We start from the raw sequence: 18,068 nt of genomic DNA, 5'->3' as shown, positions 1-18,068 counted from the left end.
ACACGAAATAGAATATAGCGGATACTTATCTAGTATTTCTCATCTCTTCAAAAAACGGTGTACGTCTTTCTTCCACGCACTTTACAGCATAAAGGTATAAAGCGGCGCTCCAGGTTTGCCACTCCTGTCCTTTGGCAGTGCCGTCCTGCGCTTTTAACCATTCATTGAAGCCATGCGTTAAGGTACCACTATTGGAAATGGTCACTACCCGGGTTAACTCTACCAGCTTTTCCTCCGCCAGTTTATATTTTTTTGCCGCCACCAGCGCCGCTACATAAAAGCCGCAGATAAAAGGCCATATACCGCCGTTGTGATATTCTCCCGGCTGATTATAAATGGCATAGCGTTCATGCCAGTCGTAATCCCCCGGTTTCGTATATGGGAAGAAGTTAGGCGGCAGTTTTACCGATAGCTGCCCGCTGGCCATCAGCGCAGCACATTCTTCTTCAATCCAGCTCACCATGTCTGCGGCCCGGGTAGGCGTTGCCAGGCCGGAGAGGATAGCCAGGCTGTTGCCCAGCAAATCAAACCGCTCGCTGCTCAGCACCTTATACGACCACATCGCGTAATAGGGTTTATGTTTTACTACCAATCCCTCGTGTACATGCCGGTGTTGTACACCACCTGTAATGGTAAAGCGGCCCATATCCTGTCGTACGCGGTCGGCCCGTTCGTGTTGGCCCAGCACGCGCAGGCAACTATACATCAGCGTATTTACAAACAAGCCATAACCCAACACCCACTGCTCATCGCGCCAGTCGCTGGTAGGCTGCTGCGCCACCAGGAAACGATCCGACGGACTCTGGTATTCCATCCATCGCAGCGATTTGTTTACTGCCTCCTCCAGGAATAAAGGCTCGTCTGCCAACTGCCGGTACATACCAGTGATCAATAAAAATAAAGGCGTGCTATCACTGGAACCCAGGTCTTCTTTATCATGTACCAGCGAAGCGATATGCCCATGTGGTGTTTGGTTCTTCGCCAGTGTTTCCAATACTTTCCGGATACTTTTTATCAGCACTTTATTACCGGTAACGGCTACCCCAAAAAACGACAGCAACAAATCCCGTGTATATGGCTCCGGATATCCCCATCCCGCCGTCCGTGGCAGGCCGTGAAAAGGGCCGTTCACATTGTGCAGTAATACCTGCAGCGCCGCGTCCCTGGCGGCATTGATTGTTAACCAGGTAGATGCTTCCATGTTCAATGAATATTTAGTTTTTCATTCAACACCCGCACAAATTGCCGGGCTACCGTTTTATAATCAAATTTTGCTACGACATGCTGTCGCGCTGCGTGGCCCAATTGCTGCCGGTACGCGGCATCGTTCATCAACCGCTGCAAATGCCGGCTTATATCGTTTACATCTGCCCTATAGTCTACCGTACGCGGGGTACCAAATACTACCTTATGATTAACCGTAAAACCAGATTCCAATCCGAGAATCACTTCATTCACCACAATCCGCTCTCCCACTTCCGCCATCAGCGCAGTTTCCTCATGTACCAGCGTATCCAGCATGCCCATGGCACGAATACCAATCACCGGCTTGCCGCATGCTCCAGCCTCTACCTGTGGCATTCCAAATCCCTCTAACCTGGACGGCGCTACGTAAATATCACAGGCATTGACCAGGTAAGGCATATAGTTCCTGGACACGATACTCGTCACATATTGTACTTTATCTTTCAATCCCAGCTGCGATGCCAGCTCCAGGTCCGATTCATTCTGCAACCAGGTACGGGGCTGTGGCCATACTTTACAAACATATCTCCATTTAGGAGATACTTTTCCTGTTAGCTGCGACAAAGCCTGCATGGTTTCCCTCGCACCTTTGGAACAGGCGTCTCCACCAATGGTGAGTAGCATCAGCTCATCATCTGCAATGCCCAATGATTCCCGTATACTGTGTACCTGCGGATGCGTCTGAGGCAGAGGAGTAAATTGTTCCGTATTACATCCTACCGGCAACACCACAATTTTGTCGCCACGAATACCATCACGCACATACATTTCTTTCACCCACGCTGAAGTCACCAGTATCAACGGCAGCTGATTCAGCACATCCTGGTAGTTCGCAATGTATCCGTCTGCCACCAGCCATGGAACCGGCTGCAGGCCGAATTTCTGCGGATGAAGAATCAACTGTGGCGTATGTCCCCAGTAGCCAACACCCAATACTACATCGGGCTTAAACCAACGGTAATACCATTCTTTTTCCAATGGAGAATCATAGTGTGCTGCAAATGCTGTTACGCCAATGTCCAGCAGGCCCTGGTACAATAAATGGCCTTGTGTAGCTAAACCACCGGGAGCCGGTGGGTAATCGTACAATAATAACACTCTCATCAGTCACGTGATAAACTGTTCAGCCATTGCTGCGCTTCTTCCGGACTTCCAAAACGCCAAAACGACTCCGCCGTTGGCGTAGTGGATGCTTCCCAGCTATCGGTCGTAAAACCATAGGTATGAGTAACCAGCTCATACTTCTGTTTCCAGATATCTTTCTCTAATACATGATAAATAGTAGCTTCCGGCACAGCCTCCGGCAAATAAGATTTTTGTCCGTCTTCATAAGCAAACACCCACAATTCATCCGCCAGAATTTTTCCTTGTTGCCATAATGCCAATACCGCCCTGCTAACTTCTTCATGCCTTAAATGGCGCGTATATTCTCCATGTGGATGGTGTGTAATAATCACGTCATAACGCTGCACCGGCAGCAATGCCAGCACCTGTTCTTCTACTGTAGCCAATGGCAGCGGCGTTTGCTCCGGACCATCATTCATATCTCCCAATATACCCTGTGCACCGAACAATTGTAATGCCTTGAAGAACTTAGGCGCCCTGTCGGTATCACTGGCCCTGCAAAGGCCCACTATCGTCCATTCCCATTGGGGGTGATATAAAATAGTTCCACCCGCCCATAAGGTTTCATCATCAGGGTGAGCAACGATAACGGCCGCAGCTTTCTGGTTTTTTGTTACAGGGTTCTCTAACTTCATGGCTATTTGAATTTAAGGGAGGGTTAATAGGTAGGAATTAAAGTTACTGAAAATGTGGGAGGGTTTGAAGGAAATTTGAAGATTGATTAATTACAACTTATGCTACATCTTCATTACATTAATACCATCACATACCTTCTGGCATTTACATGCCAGATTTCCCGGCACCGTTAATGAACCTGAACCATTGTTAGCAGCTCTACCGATGAAGCCAGCGCTGGGCTTCATGATGCAGAAGTAATCAGGTATTTTAAAGAGACTATGCGTAATTGCTGCATTCATACGAGAGGTTAAAACTAAACAAACTTATACTCATTAGATAAAAAATATAGTATATAAACGCCAAGACCTGATCGCTGAATGGGTCTTAGCGTTTATATACTATCCTAATTTAATGACCAAAAATTGTATTCAAATATTAAAATACGACTAACTGATTAATCCCTCCCTCTTCATCTAATAATCTTATCATATTAAGCTTGGGAAAAACCACCAAATAATCACTAAAGTCAAAAAAAACTTTTCCAAAATAATCCTCATACCATTCACTAAAACGAATAAAATCTTTAACAAAAAACTGAAAGACCCACCCCTTCACATGGCCTTCATCAGTAATTAAAAATGAGAATTCCTCCCCTCTCATATCGCTAAAAAAAAACCTGAAAAAATCTTCTTTACAGAGTTCCAACTCCCTATTTTGATAGTAGTACCAGTTAGGTATGCAGGTACGTTTCAACTCTTTATTACTAACCTCCTCTATTTTCCAAAATAGCGAATTAGTATAAATTAAATCTGAATACGTCAGAAAATTCAACTTGGTATTTTGGAGATTCTCAATAGCTTCTGCTTGAGATAAAATCCATTCATTATACTCAGCCTTCATCTAGTTTATTTTTTCACCTTATTAAACAATTTTTCCTGACCTTGAATAAAATATTTTTCTCCATTATCCCACTTAAGCTTACCTTTTTCCGTATAATATCCCTTTTGAATTCGAACATGAGGCCCCTCATTAGTAGAGGCATGTCCAAACGGTTCCCATTCAATCTTAAAACTTTCACCATTAACTTCACCCATCCATCTATTAGATTTTATCTGTTCAAAATTATCCAATGATCCACCCGCTGCATCCTCAGCTACCTTAAGTAAGTCATCTTCATTTTTAACCAAGAATCTGTCCACTGGCAATCCTTCTGAATTCCGGATTACTTTTTTGGCAACCTCAATTGACTCTCCTAGAGCCTTGAGTTCCTTAGTTTCAAATGTCAATGATTTAAGTTCCTCCCCACCTGGTACGAAAAACATCGCAGCTTCAAATGCAGCTGCACCAATTGCTTTTTCATTGCCCTTCGCGGCCCCCCTTAGTAATTCTCCATATCCTTTAATTGTTGCCCAAGCAGCCTTTCCACTTTCCAAAATCATCTGCTGCTGATATTGAAGCTGCTTTTCAACAACCTTAGGATCAGCTGTTGCAAAACGGGAAGTATTCTTAAAATAATCTGCGACCTGTTGTTTTATTAGAGGGAGTGAATGTATCGTACTTACAACATACTCCTTGCCCGCATCTATAAAGCCATCCCTTACTTTCTCTATATGATTCGTTCCAAATACTTTCTTTTCTAGCCAAATGCTCACGGCAAGGTGCTCTCCTCCATCCATATCAATTCCGTCAATAGGTCTATTGCTCGCGAACTGATAAGGAGTCAGCATTGGATACGATTTCGTTAATGGATCTACACTCAGGAACTTACCAATTCGCGGATCATAAATCCTCATTCCATAATCCAGCTGATTTCCCTCGCCCTTCACCTCGTTATCATTCTCCTTCCCGTTAAACCCATATCTATACCCCACCGTCCCCAACTTCCAACTCCTTCCCGCCAGCTGCAACCTGGCGCATACTCAAAGAACTCCCATAAATATAAACAATCCAATTAAACACTATAATCACTCAATTTGACACAACTGATCATACTGGTATAATTAGACTGAATTGACGATAAGTACCTAATCCAGTTTAAAAATGGCTACTTTCGGTAAAAGAGTTAGAGAGTGTAGGGAAGCTAAAAGCCTTTCCCAACAAGAGTTGGCTAAACAAATGAAGACTTCTTATACTGTTGTGGGGAAGTATGAACGTGATGAGATGCTGCCCTCTATTGAAGTCGCTAAAAACTTAGCCCGACTCCTGGACACAACCGTGGGGTATTTACTGGGCGAAGCTGCCAACAGTAATACGTTTAAAGACCCTGCCATGCTTCAGCGACTTAATGAGATCAGCTCACTGCCAGAAGAAGATAAACACTGTATTTTATATACTATTGATAGTTTACTACAGAATGCCAGAACCAAAAAGGCTTTTGCACATAAATGATAAATCCCGGTCGATGACCGGGATTTATCATTTAATAAGGTATTAAATAATCAATGACCACTAAGTAAACATATTAATTCATCTCAGATTCTTTCCACATGGATTATTCCTTATTTCACAAACATCTCTAATTTACAAAAATAAGTCCAAGAAAAGTTAATACGTATTCTCCTTTACTACGTTCTGTGACTAGTCCTTCTAGTTGAAAAAAATCTATGCTTTGACGTATTTCAAACTCACTAATTGATATTATTTCAGGATAAGACGCTGATAGCTTTCCTATCGCAGAACATACTTCTGGAAGCGATGCTACCTCAAGTCTATTTATTGCAATCAAAACCTCTTCAACTGCGTTCTGCATCAAATACGTTCGATTCAGAATATACAATCTGCCTTGTAACTGAATAATAGTATTTAAATAGTCAAATACAGAAATCAATACTGCAATTTTTAAGTGTGCATCCACTTTTAAGTTCAGGTTAATTTTTGTACCCTCAAAAACGTATGTTCCATAAATTCCTCTTTTACTTACACCTAAATCAATATCGCAGATCAGACTTTTTAGTGTCTGCCCTAGTGAAAAACGTAAAGTCAAAAGCTTCTCTTCGGATAGCAATTTGAAAAGCTTTACATCATCAACTTCAACTAGTCCAAATAAATACTCAGAATCTACATGAATCTTTGTTTTAGTTACATCACTGCAAAATAATATGCTACAATTCATATATTCACTATTTAGTAAAAACAGCTGATACACCCTTAACTTCCCCTGTTAATGGAGTTACTTTTACATGATTGAATCCTGCTTTCTTCGCTAGATTTCCTGACCACGTACTAAAAGCAGCTTTTTCTGGACTTAAACCATCTGCTATTGCTTTGTTATATTGAATTAAATTATCCGACATTCCTTTAGCACCATATATATCACTTTCAACCCAAAGACCTTCGAAACGGGTAGCATCTTTTACAGCTTCGTTAAATACCATTGTTCCTAATCCTATACCTCTAGCTGGTTCTTGTATCAAAAGTTCTATTGACACTCCTCCATTTGGCTTCTTAGTATACCATCCTAATTCCCATCCATCATAATCCATAAACACATCATCTCCGTTATAGGATCTCCTAACCAATTCTGGTGCATATTTCTTTACTGCTGTATTATCAACAGCGGCTTTCGCGGCTGTACTGGCGACTGCTCGCGCAGCATATTTAGATAGCGCTACCTTAGAAAGTCCGTACACTGCATAACCAGCTTCGGAACCATAATATGATTTAGCCCCAAGGTCTACACCCTTCCATAATGATAGCGAAACGGCTTGGGAGTAAAAAGCCGATTGCTTAACTCCTTGCATTTCCTTATACGAGTCGAATGATTGCATCAAGCTATAACTCGTTCCATCTATGAATGCGATATTATAAGCTGCAACAAATTTCTCTGGTCTATCATACACCTCATAACCATTCCTATCCATCCCAACTACCTGTCCCTCATTATGAGAACTTGTAAATACGGCCTGACCTTGTTTATTGAAAAATGAAATCGTATATATATGATCTTCCTGACCATCTAAATCAACAGCTACCGTTGGTTTATTTCCAGAAAATTGATAAGGCGTATAAAAGGCAAACTTCTTCGCCAAAGGATCTGTAGATAAAAATCTACCAATTTGAGGATTGTAAATTCTAAAGCCATAATCATATTGGTTTCCTTCTCCCTTGATTTCGTTATCATTCTCTTTCCCGTTAAACCCATAACGATACCTGCCCGCATCAAATCCTCTACCTTGCAGTCCCATACCAAACGGCGCATAATCCTGTGCGCTTGCTACTTCTGCTTCATAATGATCCACTACATTCCCATCCATAGATACAGCCTTCTTCGCATCTGTTACAGTTGCCAGTACATTCCCCAAATGATTGCTTAACTCAAAGAACTTATTACCTCTCACGAAGGTAGTAAATGTTCCGAATCCTAAACCATTCAGTCTTATCAGTTCCGGAGTCTCATCATTCTGCACCTGGGTAGACATATTATTAATACCTAACCTACTGCTACCATACAGATGTGTTTCTGTTTGACTGAGTAAACCGCTATTAATAGACTGATCACCACTCACATATACACTCATCACATTCCCGGAAGCATCCCTGATATAACGGGTTTCTATCCCCTTCGCAACTTTACTGATTCTGTTGCCTGCAACATCATAAGTATAGACAATCGTAGAATTATCTGCTTTTTTAATCTGCTTAATCTTCCCATATACCGTCCATTCTATGTCGATTCCTTCCTTCACATCTTTTACCAGGTTACCGATACTATCATATACATAATTATTGTTTCCCTGACCATCGATGTCGTTGTTATAAGCAAGAGGATCCACATCATCACTGATTGATAACAACTGGTTCTTTCCGGGTTGATAATGATACTTCATGCTATCCATCTGGAGCGACTTACCTGCCCAGGTGCTATTACCATGACGATCATAACTTAAGATATTACCATTTGGATCATAACTAATCTTTTCTCCAAAGTCCCCCACACTAATTGGCGTCCAGGTATTAGTATTGACGTTCAGATTATGCGCTACATCCATAGCTACCAGCCTGTTAAGCGCATCGTAAGTGTACGAATACCTCAGCGGCGTTCCTACCTTAGGGATGTTCACACTCATAGCACTGATATTACCATTATAGAGTGATTTCAGGCCTACTCCCGCTGATGCAAATGGCTGAACAGTACTATTTATTGGTTTATAGTCATTATCGCCAAAGTAATGCAACGCAAATCCAAAGGCATCCTGCGCTGTTATACCCCCTTTTGCTCCATCTTTCCCAATATCAAACGCGCTGGTGGCAGTAGTACTGTTAACTCCTTTAAGCCAACCCTGTAAGCTGTAAGCGTAATCCAGTCCTTGTACCTGTTGCTGACCGATGACACTTCTGGCTAACGGCCCGTGTTTATAATACTGGTAGTAGACATCATTCTCCCAATAAATACTGTCTCGGCTGGTTTCTACATTCGTGATCCTGTTTTCCGCATCATAGCTGTAACGGTGGTAGAATGCATCCCGTTGACCAGGCTGATAACTAACCGAATTTACTTTTCCACTGATAAGGTCATAGTTGTATTCGATCTTCTTAAAGCGGTTACCTGGATTAGGAGTACTGGCACTATAATCCTGTAACAACGTACGTACGTTACCGTGAATATCATAACTGTAATAAGTTGCAGATGCTTGCCCTCCTGGAATAGTGTCAGCTATATTATTATACACTGCACTCCATGATACCCGGTTGCGCAGGTTCTTTGCCTGCCAGATATCCTGTTCCAGGAAAGTATTGGGTTGATCGTAAATCGTTCTGGTGATCTGTGAACGGCTGCCACCCGCGGCTGTGAGCCACTGGGATAACTGCGTGGCATCCTTGCAGATCTCTGGTGTCATAGCTGCACTGCTCGATATTTCACCTACCTCTGTAATACGTCCCAGGTAGTCATACAACGTATAGCTGTATGCGTTAACAAGCGCCTGCTTCCTGTTTTGAGATACTGCCAGTCGTCCTAAACGATCATACCAGAAATGACTCAGGTTACCATCCGGGGAATACTGTGCTACCACCTGGTTTAAGGTATTGTACCGGTAGTTGGTAGCCATCGTATGAGCCGGTACCAATGACTGCCCGGCTGCTCTTGCCGCCGCCACCCGATTAGCCCATTCCGGCGTTGCATCTTTCACCACACCCGCTGGTGGGATCGTTTTTACAAGATTACCTGCCTGATCATAATAATACAATGTATAGTGATGCTCATAGCTGGCATGCTGCACGGCAAAACGCTCTCCATATACCGCGGATAAAGCCCTGCTGATATAAGACCGGTCAAAATCATTGATCAAAGAGTCTCTGTAAACATTGAATAATTCCCGGCCTTTGGCATCTGCATAACGGGAGCTATCAGAACAATTAGTGATAGGGGGTACCTCAATATCAGGGAACGTAGGTTCTGTGTTGCCACATAACAATGGTCCTTCCAACAGTTCATAACAACTGTCTATACCAGGACATGTTTCTGTAGAAAAAGATGGCGTACATACTCTTTCTACAAGGGCAACGGTGCTGACATTATTGGTGCCAAGCACCACGTCTGTCATCATACCCAGATTTTTCTTCGTAAAGGCACTGGTAACATCTACCGCTCCCAGTGTTTCCGGCTGGTCGGTACATCCGGTTTTACCCTGCGCATCTGCCAGCATCAGCATGGCGTGATTACTATTCACACCTGCGCCAGCATAACCACCGGCACTGTTCTGCACTAAACATGTTACCCATTCAGTGGCTGCAATATTCACCCGGCTCCCCCATTTAGGCACGCCGCCAGCATCCAGCTTATACCAGTACGTATCTTTGGTGGATTGTGAGGCAATCATACCACCATCACTGGTTCTGGCAGCGACGAAAGATACATTCGCGGTCTGTGAATCAAATGATGCCGGATTCAACATCTTTTTGGCAGCAACGATGGTGCCGTCGGTGCTCACATCCAGCAACGCTCCATTCGTAGTTGGATTCGCTGCATTCTTTCTGTTTCCGATCACCAGCCGGTAACCGGTGGCCGTTTTCACGATACTATTGCAAATGTTATCTCTGCCTTCCAGGTCATACTGGAGGCCGGCAAAACCATCTCCTGTTTCCTTTCTTACTTTTATTAATGTAACGTCAAAGTTAGTTCCATCCATAATAGAGGAAGCATATACCAACGTATCGTTTGTTTCTAACAGGCGAATCACATCACGGTTGGCAGATGTACCTCCCTGCCTCAGCCAGATCAGGTCTCCGCTGGCAGTTAACCGCCCTCCTATCCAGTCGGTATTAATGCCGGCTGTTGTCCGTAAACCACCAAAAGCATAACCGCCTTCGGAGGTGGCAATAATATCATTACCGCTCCCACCATGGCCTTGTCCGAAGTCTACTACTCTGTTCCACACTACACTGCCGCTCCCATCCATCTTTACAATCAGGATAGCTCCCTGATCATAACAGTAGGAATTGGTGCTACCGATGGCTATATAGCCACCATCCTGGGTAGGCGTTAGCCTCGAAAAGGTGTCATCTCCCGTACTTCCATAGGTTTTTGCCCACAGCAGGTCTCCTTTATTATTGGTACGGATGATATAACCATCTTTACCTCCATTGCTGCATCCCGTGGTATAACCAGCCAGGATATAACCATCATCTGCAGTGGTTCGTACATCCAGTATCACATCGGTACCGCCATTGGAGTACATATTGATCATCCGCTTGCTGTCAGCGCTTCCCGGCTCGCAAATAGTGCGACCGGTATGAGCCGGTCCTTTACTACAGCTGTCTCTAAATTTCAGGTAGTCAGATGCCAGGTAATGATAACCTAAACGGTTATTCATATAAGCAGCAAACAATCTATTCTTCGCCAGCTGTACTGAATCATTTTCCAGGCTTAATGCAGGAGCCGACTGAGGATAAGTCACTAAGTAAGCCGCATACAAACTATCAGTAACATGACAGGGCACACAAGCCGGTGCTGCATTACAATCCAGTAATGCCGGAATATTGATGGGTTTTTGAAGATAGTTACAATCAGGGGTGGCATTGGTACAGGCATCTATCAGTGCATTCAGATCCGACTGTGGTATCTTCACCCCACGGGTACGACGCAGGTAAGTAGACAGATCTATATCTGCCGGCTCTTTCTTCAGGTTGTACTCATTACGCAGCGACTTCAGTTTATCACACTGGCAATCATCCGGACGCGTGAAACTACCCGAATGACTCACCGCTGCCTGTTTGCCATAAGCGGCAGGATCTGTCAATAACTCCGCATTACATACATAGGGATTTCTTAATGGTAAATGACGGGCATTATAGCCGGCAATCACCTCTTCAAAATTACCAGGTACACCCGGAACCGGGTTTTTCATCGTACGCGAGCCATAGGGGTGGGCCATATCTGCTCCCCCCTTACATACAATCAACAAACTATCGGTAATCTCACGTAACGCCGTGGTATCATAGTTACACGGCGCCAACTGCTGCATCCACACTTTCACATACGCACGACAATTATCGTCATACATTTTCGCCAGCATGGTTTTCGCTACCTGGCTGGCGCTGGCCGTATCATTAGGATCAGTCGTGCCCGGATCTCCCAACTGCACATGATTGGCCATATCTTTCACGGACGAAAAATGAGGCATCTTGCCCTGCGCCAATAATGCAAATGCTTTTACATCACTGGAGGCATCCAGCAAATCATTGATTACATCATTTCTGATCTGAAGATATAACGTACGGAAAGAACGCCACGCCATATCAAGATCTCCCCCACACATCGCCGACTCATTAAACGCTGCTGCCTCTGACTGGTTAAGACCTACACAACCCCCAGACATGTCCGGACATTTTACCGAAAGCGTTGCCGCCACCCATAGAGAATAACTTCCTGTACGGTAATGAGTCAGGGCCTCATTCAGTGCATTGAAATTCTTTGCCATCAGCGGATCGTGCTTCCCACTGCCTGCAAAACGACTGTTTGTACCTATCGGATCAAGGTAACCTTTCTGTTTGGCGGCATAATAAGTAGCCGTTGCCTCAAAATCTTTACCCCATAGCTGCTCATCTTTAAACTGATCCTGGTATCTCTGCCACTTCTTATACTCCGGATGATAAGGCAACAATGTTCTCGCCCAGGTAGATTTAAATACATCTGAAAACTGTGCAGGAGATAAATCCTGGGGAATACCATTCTTACGGGTAACAGGATTCATTACTGAATCAATTACACCTGATTCATTGTAATAACGGATATCTGGCTGAGCGTAAGTACCACGGGAGCCATCACTACCTCTGAATATGGAATACTGCTCATCGGATTTTGACAAATCTGCATACTGACCGGAAGGTGGTGTCATATCCTGTAGCATCGCTACTTCAATATCATCTCCATCTGTATGCAGACTATCACAACCTATACAGGACGGCTTACAATCTTTCTTCTGCTGTTCCTCTAACTGCTGTTCTATCAGCTTATCTACCGTTGTACATACCGCCGATGGAAGAAAAATACTATCACGATAGTAATCCATCGCCTGTTTGCTGATCTCAAGCGTCTTGGTAATATTATATACCCCTTTATAGAGCATCCGGCTAAACGATACTTTGATCGTATCTGGTACAACAGGTCGCTGACCTGCGGTGATAGCTGCCGGGTCATAGTTACGGAAAACAACCTCCACCGGCTGGCCGCCTAAACTCTGATTACGTACATTATCGGTAATACGGATGCGTAAATCATATAAACCGGTATAGTAGGTAATCGCGCTATCGCAACCTTTCTTCTGCAACACCGGCGGGGACAGCAGGTAATTAAAACTGCATAAACTGCTATCGGCATCTATCAGCAGCGGATACATACTCTGTATGCTCCGCTCGGTAATAATATTATTATCTACACCAGACAAAGAATCGGTAACTACCAATGCTTTCTTCGTTGGAAGATCTGTCAGGTTCTTATTCTCTGTTTCACCAGTCAAGGCAGTGGCAATCGTACGGCCATGCATATCCAGGTAAGTAACAGACAATTGTCCATTGGCATCAGATACCGCATTCTTAAAATAATGAGAGGCCAGACCTACTTCCGTTCCAAACAACGCATCCAGCTCAGATTGTACCGGCCTGTTATAATAGAATTTCGTTTCATGCTTGCTGCCTAACCGATAGGTAGGACCCACGCCACTCTGACGGCTTATCCGGCCGGTATTATCCGGCGTATATTCTGTTTCAGTGAACCCGTATCCTTCTGCATCAGGGATATACTGGGAGATGCCCTTACCTGCATCCGGGTTAGCCGGAGAATAATACTTATTAACGCCGGAACTGGTATCCATACGCTGGGCACTGGCGTTCACCAGTTCCCCATCATTCGCTATATAATCATACCTGTCTTTATCATATTCCGCTCCGTTCAATGGTAAATTAAGGCCCGGTGTATACTTCATCACCTTATCCAGCGTAGGAGCAGGCAGTACCTGGATAACAGGCCTTCCCTGGTAATCATAAAAAGACTCTGCCACCACAATATTTTGCGTTACATTATCCTTAGTCACCGTTTGACGGTTACGCAAACTACCATCGAAATACTGTGTCACCACTTTGCGTTTGCCATCTTCCGCAAAGGAAATAGACGACTGCCAGTTCAGGTTACGCTGGTGGCCATTGAAACTATATTGGCCTAAGCCGGTACTGAATTTAGAACTCCAGTCTGTTTCCACCCGGATGTCATCCGGCTTTTCCTGTACGGCTCGCACCCGGAAATATAAAACGCCGACTTTATCGTATAATAACGGAATCGTGTAATTAGTCCCCGCAATGGTAACACGGGTGGTATTGTTAGCGAAAATACTGTTTGCATCAGGCGTAACCCAGTTCCTGGCCTCGATGGCGCTGGAGTCAAGATAAGCCCACTCCAAATCATAAGCATCTGCACCTACCACCGCTGGCCAGCTAACCGGTAATTCATCGGCCTGATCTCCATTTACAGGCGCCTGGTAATTAATAGTTGTGATTACATCAGCAGTGCAGGATAACTTATATACCGGGCGAATTTCCATTTCATTATCCAGCACCAGTGCAGCCCTGATATCTTTACCGGCATTGGTGGTTATTCCCAATATCTTTACCGTTACCTGGTGTGCATTGTTAAATACAAAACTATTTCGCTGTGTATAAGTATGTGCTGTGTCGTAATTGAGCGTCAGTGTTACTGTAGAAGAATCCTCAGTGCCGTCTGGCTTCAGATAATAGATCCGTACGTTTGCGGAGGCCGTGAAAGGCGCACCAAGGTATAGCGTAGAGTACTCATTGATCCGAAAAGTGATAATGTTCCGCAAAAAGTAAGTCGACTCCAGCTTCACTTTGGTAACAGGGTCAAAATAAACACTGTCCTTCAGGGTAACTGACGAATCGGCTACCAGCTGCCCTTTGCTACCATCCAGTGTGCGCTTCAATAAAATACCCTTACCATTCTGCGCATGGACAGTATTCATCAGTAACAGTAATAATAACAGGCTACTACACCTGGCAATCACTTTCAACAAAATAGGCTTCATATATTTCAATAGGTTCGGGATGCTTTTTACAACCAACTTCTACAAGACAATGATTACTCACCATCTTCTTTTAACAACGCACTCCTGGTTTCTTTAATCGTTTTAACTCCTCTTTCGGTTTCTTTCTTCACCCTGGTCAAGGTACCATCATCATCATATTCATAGAAAGTGGCAAAGTTGTTTTCATCTAATTCTCCCATTAACCGTAGGTTCTTTGGATCATATACATATGACTTCATATTGGCATTATAAGGATGTACCCGTATATCATCAAAGTAGGCCGTTGTATTATTAGTAGTCGCTATTACCACACTAAATGCAGTTGACCCTACAGGTACATCTATCACCTCTTCATAGCGTTGCCAACCTTCAATGATTGCTCCTGTTGGCTTAGCTGCTACGGTAACCCGTATAGGCCCACCTACAAACAGGGTTACATTGACATTCTCGTAGTTGCTGCAGTGGCAGTCCTGTGCTTGTTTTACCCATGCGCTGAACAGAATTTTCTTACCAGCTACCGGAGAGTAAATAGGTAATAACACATCTCTGTTTACCCGCACACTCTGTAATACAGGGCTGACAGAACAATTGGTAGGCCCGGTCCGAAAGTCTGGTGGCAGGAGTATCTTATCAGTATCCGTTACTATCGATGAAAACAGGATACTATCTTCCGGTTGTACTTTCAAGCTATATCTGCCGGTATGACTCTGAGTAGCATCCATCTTATTGATGTAAGAAGAGAAATCAAAATGACGGCCAACCGGACATTCTCCATTGCTACAGCCTTTATCGCCAAAGCTATAATCTTCAAATCCTTCATAGCCTGCCTCCCGGTAACGACTGTTTTGTACGATTGCTACCGGCACTGCGTTACTATAACCATATATAGCGGCATTGTAGCGTCCTAAAGGATCTTTGTTCTCCAACTCAAAGCTTTTCTTATTAAAAATGGTGCTCTCCGCGTTCCATACCCAGGCAGGATTGCTGGTTTGTGGCGTCCAGCCTTTTGTCTGCTTCTGCCAGAAAGACAAGAAATCATTAAAGGCACCGTCTTTACGGATATTAGTCTGCTGACCGGGATCCGATTCAGCGCGGGCACCATAATAAGTGTAGGATTTGGCTGCTCTCCAGTTACCCAACAAACCATGTATATAAGGGTTTACACTGGTATCGGTAACTGCGCTGTAACATTTGGTGATATACGGTGCTACGCGGAGGTATACATCTCCCTCAATTGGTGAACCACAAAGATCAGAAGTGATTTTCACGTGATAATTACCAACATGACTGGAATCTACATTATAAATAGCGATAGATTGCGTAGTATCAATCACCATACCCTGCGGATTAGTCCAGGTATATTGTTTCGCAGAGGTGGGTAGATTAATGGCATTAAAATATACAGTATCACCAACACAAAACAGCGGCTTATCAGCTGTTATCGCCTGGAAATTGGCAAAATCCAGAATCTTAATACCTCTTACTATAGTAGATTTACACTCATCCGTTATTTGTACATCGTAGTTTTTATTCTTTATCAACGAATAACGGGCGTTGGATGTAAAACTACCGGTTGTATTACTATCTAAATATGGTCCGGTCATCCCCTTCCCTTCCTCAGCAAGTTTATAAGTATACACCCCATTTGTACCATTCCCATATGCAGCAAAGGCTCTGATACTTCCGGAATTAGCAGCCGCTCCGGGACATACCCAACCAAGAGAAAAAAGCAGGTCAAGATTCTTTTGAAAATAGAATACTTTCTTCACGTTTACCCCATTTCCACCATTAGCCGGAGAGAAATCCATAACTGAGGTTGAATTGGCAGAAACACCAATGGTGTATTCTCCCCCTGTTTTCAGTAATACAGTGGAGCCACCTGGCACACCACGACCATTATTTAAAACAGCCATGTACATTGGCAATGTATTGCCATTGAATGTTGCGGTACCACTGGCTGTAACCAAGAGTCCTTCGCATGTTTGCGTCGTCGTATAACTCCAGTTATACCTGAAAACATCATTTTCCGTCACCCGAATTGTTACGGGATATTGCTTACACTTATCTGTAACAATAAATTTATATTCCCCAAGTGTCAGTCTTATTCTTGGAATACTACCAGGCCATCCAATTAAATACCCATTATCATCACTGGTTGTATAAGCGTCAAATGCAAATTGTTGTGGGCTTATCAGCTGAATCCTGCTACCCGCACTAATGGTACCATTAGCATTCCAAAGAGATAATGAAAAACCACTGTCATCTCCCGAAGATCCATAAAGTTGATCGATCCTTACGTAGTAAGGATTAGTAGTATCCTTGTAGGCATTTACCGTATATGGATTTAATTCATAACCATCTGCTGTAATAGCTTTAAATGTATACACTCCAAATGGCACATTTTTAAGAGTTCCTGTGGTTTTATTAATTGTCAAAGTATCCTTCCATGATCTTTGAGAAACAGTATCTAATATACTTACAAACACCGCCCCACAAATATTCGGACTATTCACATTGTAACCTATATCAACAGAGGTATCACAATTAGGAATAAATCGTCCATAAAACCAGGGAGCCTGTATACGAGAAACAATTTCATAAGGCTCCGCACAGGGAGAAGTAATATAAGAGATAATGTCCTTTTCATAAAGGCTCTTAAAGTCAACCCCCGCTGGCAATTTAAAAGTATATCCGTTTACATTATAGCGATAGTCCCTTGTACGAGGTAAGTCCCCGATCTTATAACTAACGGCAAAATTGGTTGTATCCGCTAAAAAAGCAGTATAACCTGGTGCATCCGAGTGGAAATAAGGAAGTTGAATCTGATCACAACTACCATATACAACAGATGGCTGATATACACTAAAAGTATTGCTATTAACTGTACCACTATAGATTTTCGCACTCCTTACCTTTCCGTTACCACATTGGTCAGTCACGGAAAAATCATAATCGCCTGTAGGCAGGTTATTTACCTGAAAAGGATTTGTATTAACTGCAAATGTTTTGGGACCAGTATAAGCAGCGGGACTATTTAATATAGTAGCAGTGTATGGCCCTTTCCCATCTGTGATAGCAATTAAAAGTCGCCCATTACTACAAGTACCCAGCGCAGAAATCTGAACATTTAAACTAAAGTCCAAATCTACATAGTTTCCCGGCACCGTCACATCTGCTGACTTCAACACTGGTGTACCACTACATATACCATTTATAGTTATCCGGTAACTTCCGGGTCGAATATTCTGGAAGATATTGGAAGAGTTCTGAGACACATCAGTTCCTCCAGTAGTCAATGCCTCCAACCGGTACTGCAAACCATTTAAATTATGAGCATCAGCGCCTGTTAGTGTTACTGTTATTTTTCCATTGGCTGCGCAGGTAGCACTATCAATCTGCGCCGAAATATTCCAGTCGCTGCATTGTGCAAATGAACTAGCCGCACTTACCAGCAATAAAAACATAATGCCCAATAAGTGCTTATACTTCATTAAGGGTAGTTTTAATGTATGCATACCTGTAAACTCCTTTGTATTAAATCGTAATATT

The 18,068-nt window shown here is 43.4% G+C and carries 10 protein-coding genes; 1 reads left to right on the top strand and 9 read right to left on the bottom strand.

Going from position 1 to position 18,068, the window contains the following annotated elements:
* Positions 1-25: 25 nt before the first annotated feature.
* The 6 genes from J7623_RS15960 to J7623_RS15935 form a co-directional block, all read right to left on the bottom strand.
* Positions 26-1,201, bottom strand: coding sequence for a glycoside hydrolase 100 family protein (locus J7623_RS15960; protein ID WP_291922052.1), 1,176 nt, complete (start codon positions 1,199-1,201; stop codon positions 26-28).
* Between the two features lie 2 nt (positions 1,202-1,203).
* The gene (locus J7623_RS15955) at positions 1,204-2,349 is read right to left on the bottom strand and encodes a glycosyltransferase family 4 protein (protein ID WP_291922049.1); all 1,146 of its coding nucleotides are present in this window, start codon (positions 2,347-2,349) and stop codon (positions 1,204-1,206) included.
* A complete protein-coding gene (locus J7623_RS15950; RefSeq protein ID WP_291922046.1) occupies positions 2,349-3,005 on the bottom strand; it encodes a PIG-L family deacetylase in 657 nt (218 codons plus the stop codon). Before J7623_RS15950 ends, J7623_RS15955 begins: the two co-directional genes overlap by 1 nt.
* A gap of 102 nt (positions 3,006-3,107) precedes the next feature.
* Positions 3,108-3,287, bottom strand: coding sequence for a hypothetical protein (locus J7623_RS15945; RefSeq protein ID WP_291922042.1), 180 nt, complete (start codon positions 3,285-3,287; stop codon positions 3,108-3,110).
* Between the two features lie 136 nt (positions 3,288-3,423).
* The gene (locus J7623_RS15940; protein ID WP_291922039.1) at positions 3,424-3,888 is read right to left on the bottom strand and encodes a hypothetical protein; all 465 of its coding nucleotides are present in this window, start codon (positions 3,886-3,888) and stop codon (positions 3,424-3,426) included.
* A gap of 5 nt (positions 3,889-3,893) precedes the next feature.
* Positions 3,894-4,859 (bottom strand): RHS repeat-associated core domain-containing protein, encoded by a 966-nt coding sequence (locus J7623_RS15935; protein ID WP_291922036.1) that lies wholly within the window; start codon positions 4,857-4,859, stop codon positions 3,894-3,896.
* A gap of 169 nt (positions 4,860-5,028) precedes the next feature.
* Between J7623_RS15935 and J7623_RS15930 the strand changes: the two genes are divergently transcribed.
* Positions 5,029-5,376, top strand: a complete 348-nt coding sequence (locus tag J7623_RS15930) for a helix-turn-helix transcriptional regulator (protein WP_291922033.1) — start codon at positions 5,029-5,031, stop codon at positions 5,374-5,376.
* Between the two features lie 127 nt (positions 5,377-5,503).
* Here the strand turns inward: J7623_RS15930 and J7623_RS15925 are convergent, their stop codons facing one another.
* The 3 genes from J7623_RS15925 to J7623_RS15915 are packed head-to-tail and all read right to left on the bottom strand — an operon-like array spanning position 5,504 to position 18,010.
* Entirely contained in the window at positions 5,504-6,100 is a 597-nt protein-coding gene (locus tag J7623_RS15925; RefSeq protein ID WP_291922030.1) for a hypothetical protein, read from the bottom strand.
* A 7-nt stretch (positions 6,101-6,107) separates the two neighbouring features.
* Positions 6,108-14,519 (bottom strand): RHS repeat-associated core domain-containing protein, encoded by an 8,412-nt coding sequence (locus J7623_RS15920; protein WP_291922027.1) that lies wholly within the window; start codon positions 14,517-14,519, stop codon positions 6,108-6,110.
* Between the two features lie 53 nt (positions 14,520-14,572).
* The gene (locus J7623_RS15915) at positions 14,573-18,010 is read right to left on the bottom strand and encodes a hypothetical protein (protein ID WP_291922025.1); all 3,438 of its coding nucleotides are present in this window, start codon (positions 18,008-18,010) and stop codon (positions 14,573-14,575) included.
* Positions 18,011-18,068: the final 58 nt, after the last annotated feature.

Source organism: Chitinophaga sp., from assembly GCF_017745275.1.
Lineage (GTDB): Bacteria > Bacteroidota > Bacteroidia > Chitinophagales > Chitinophagaceae > Chitinophaga.
Note: the sequence above shows the minus strand (reverse complement) of the source record. Positions and strands in the feature narration are given on the sequence as shown.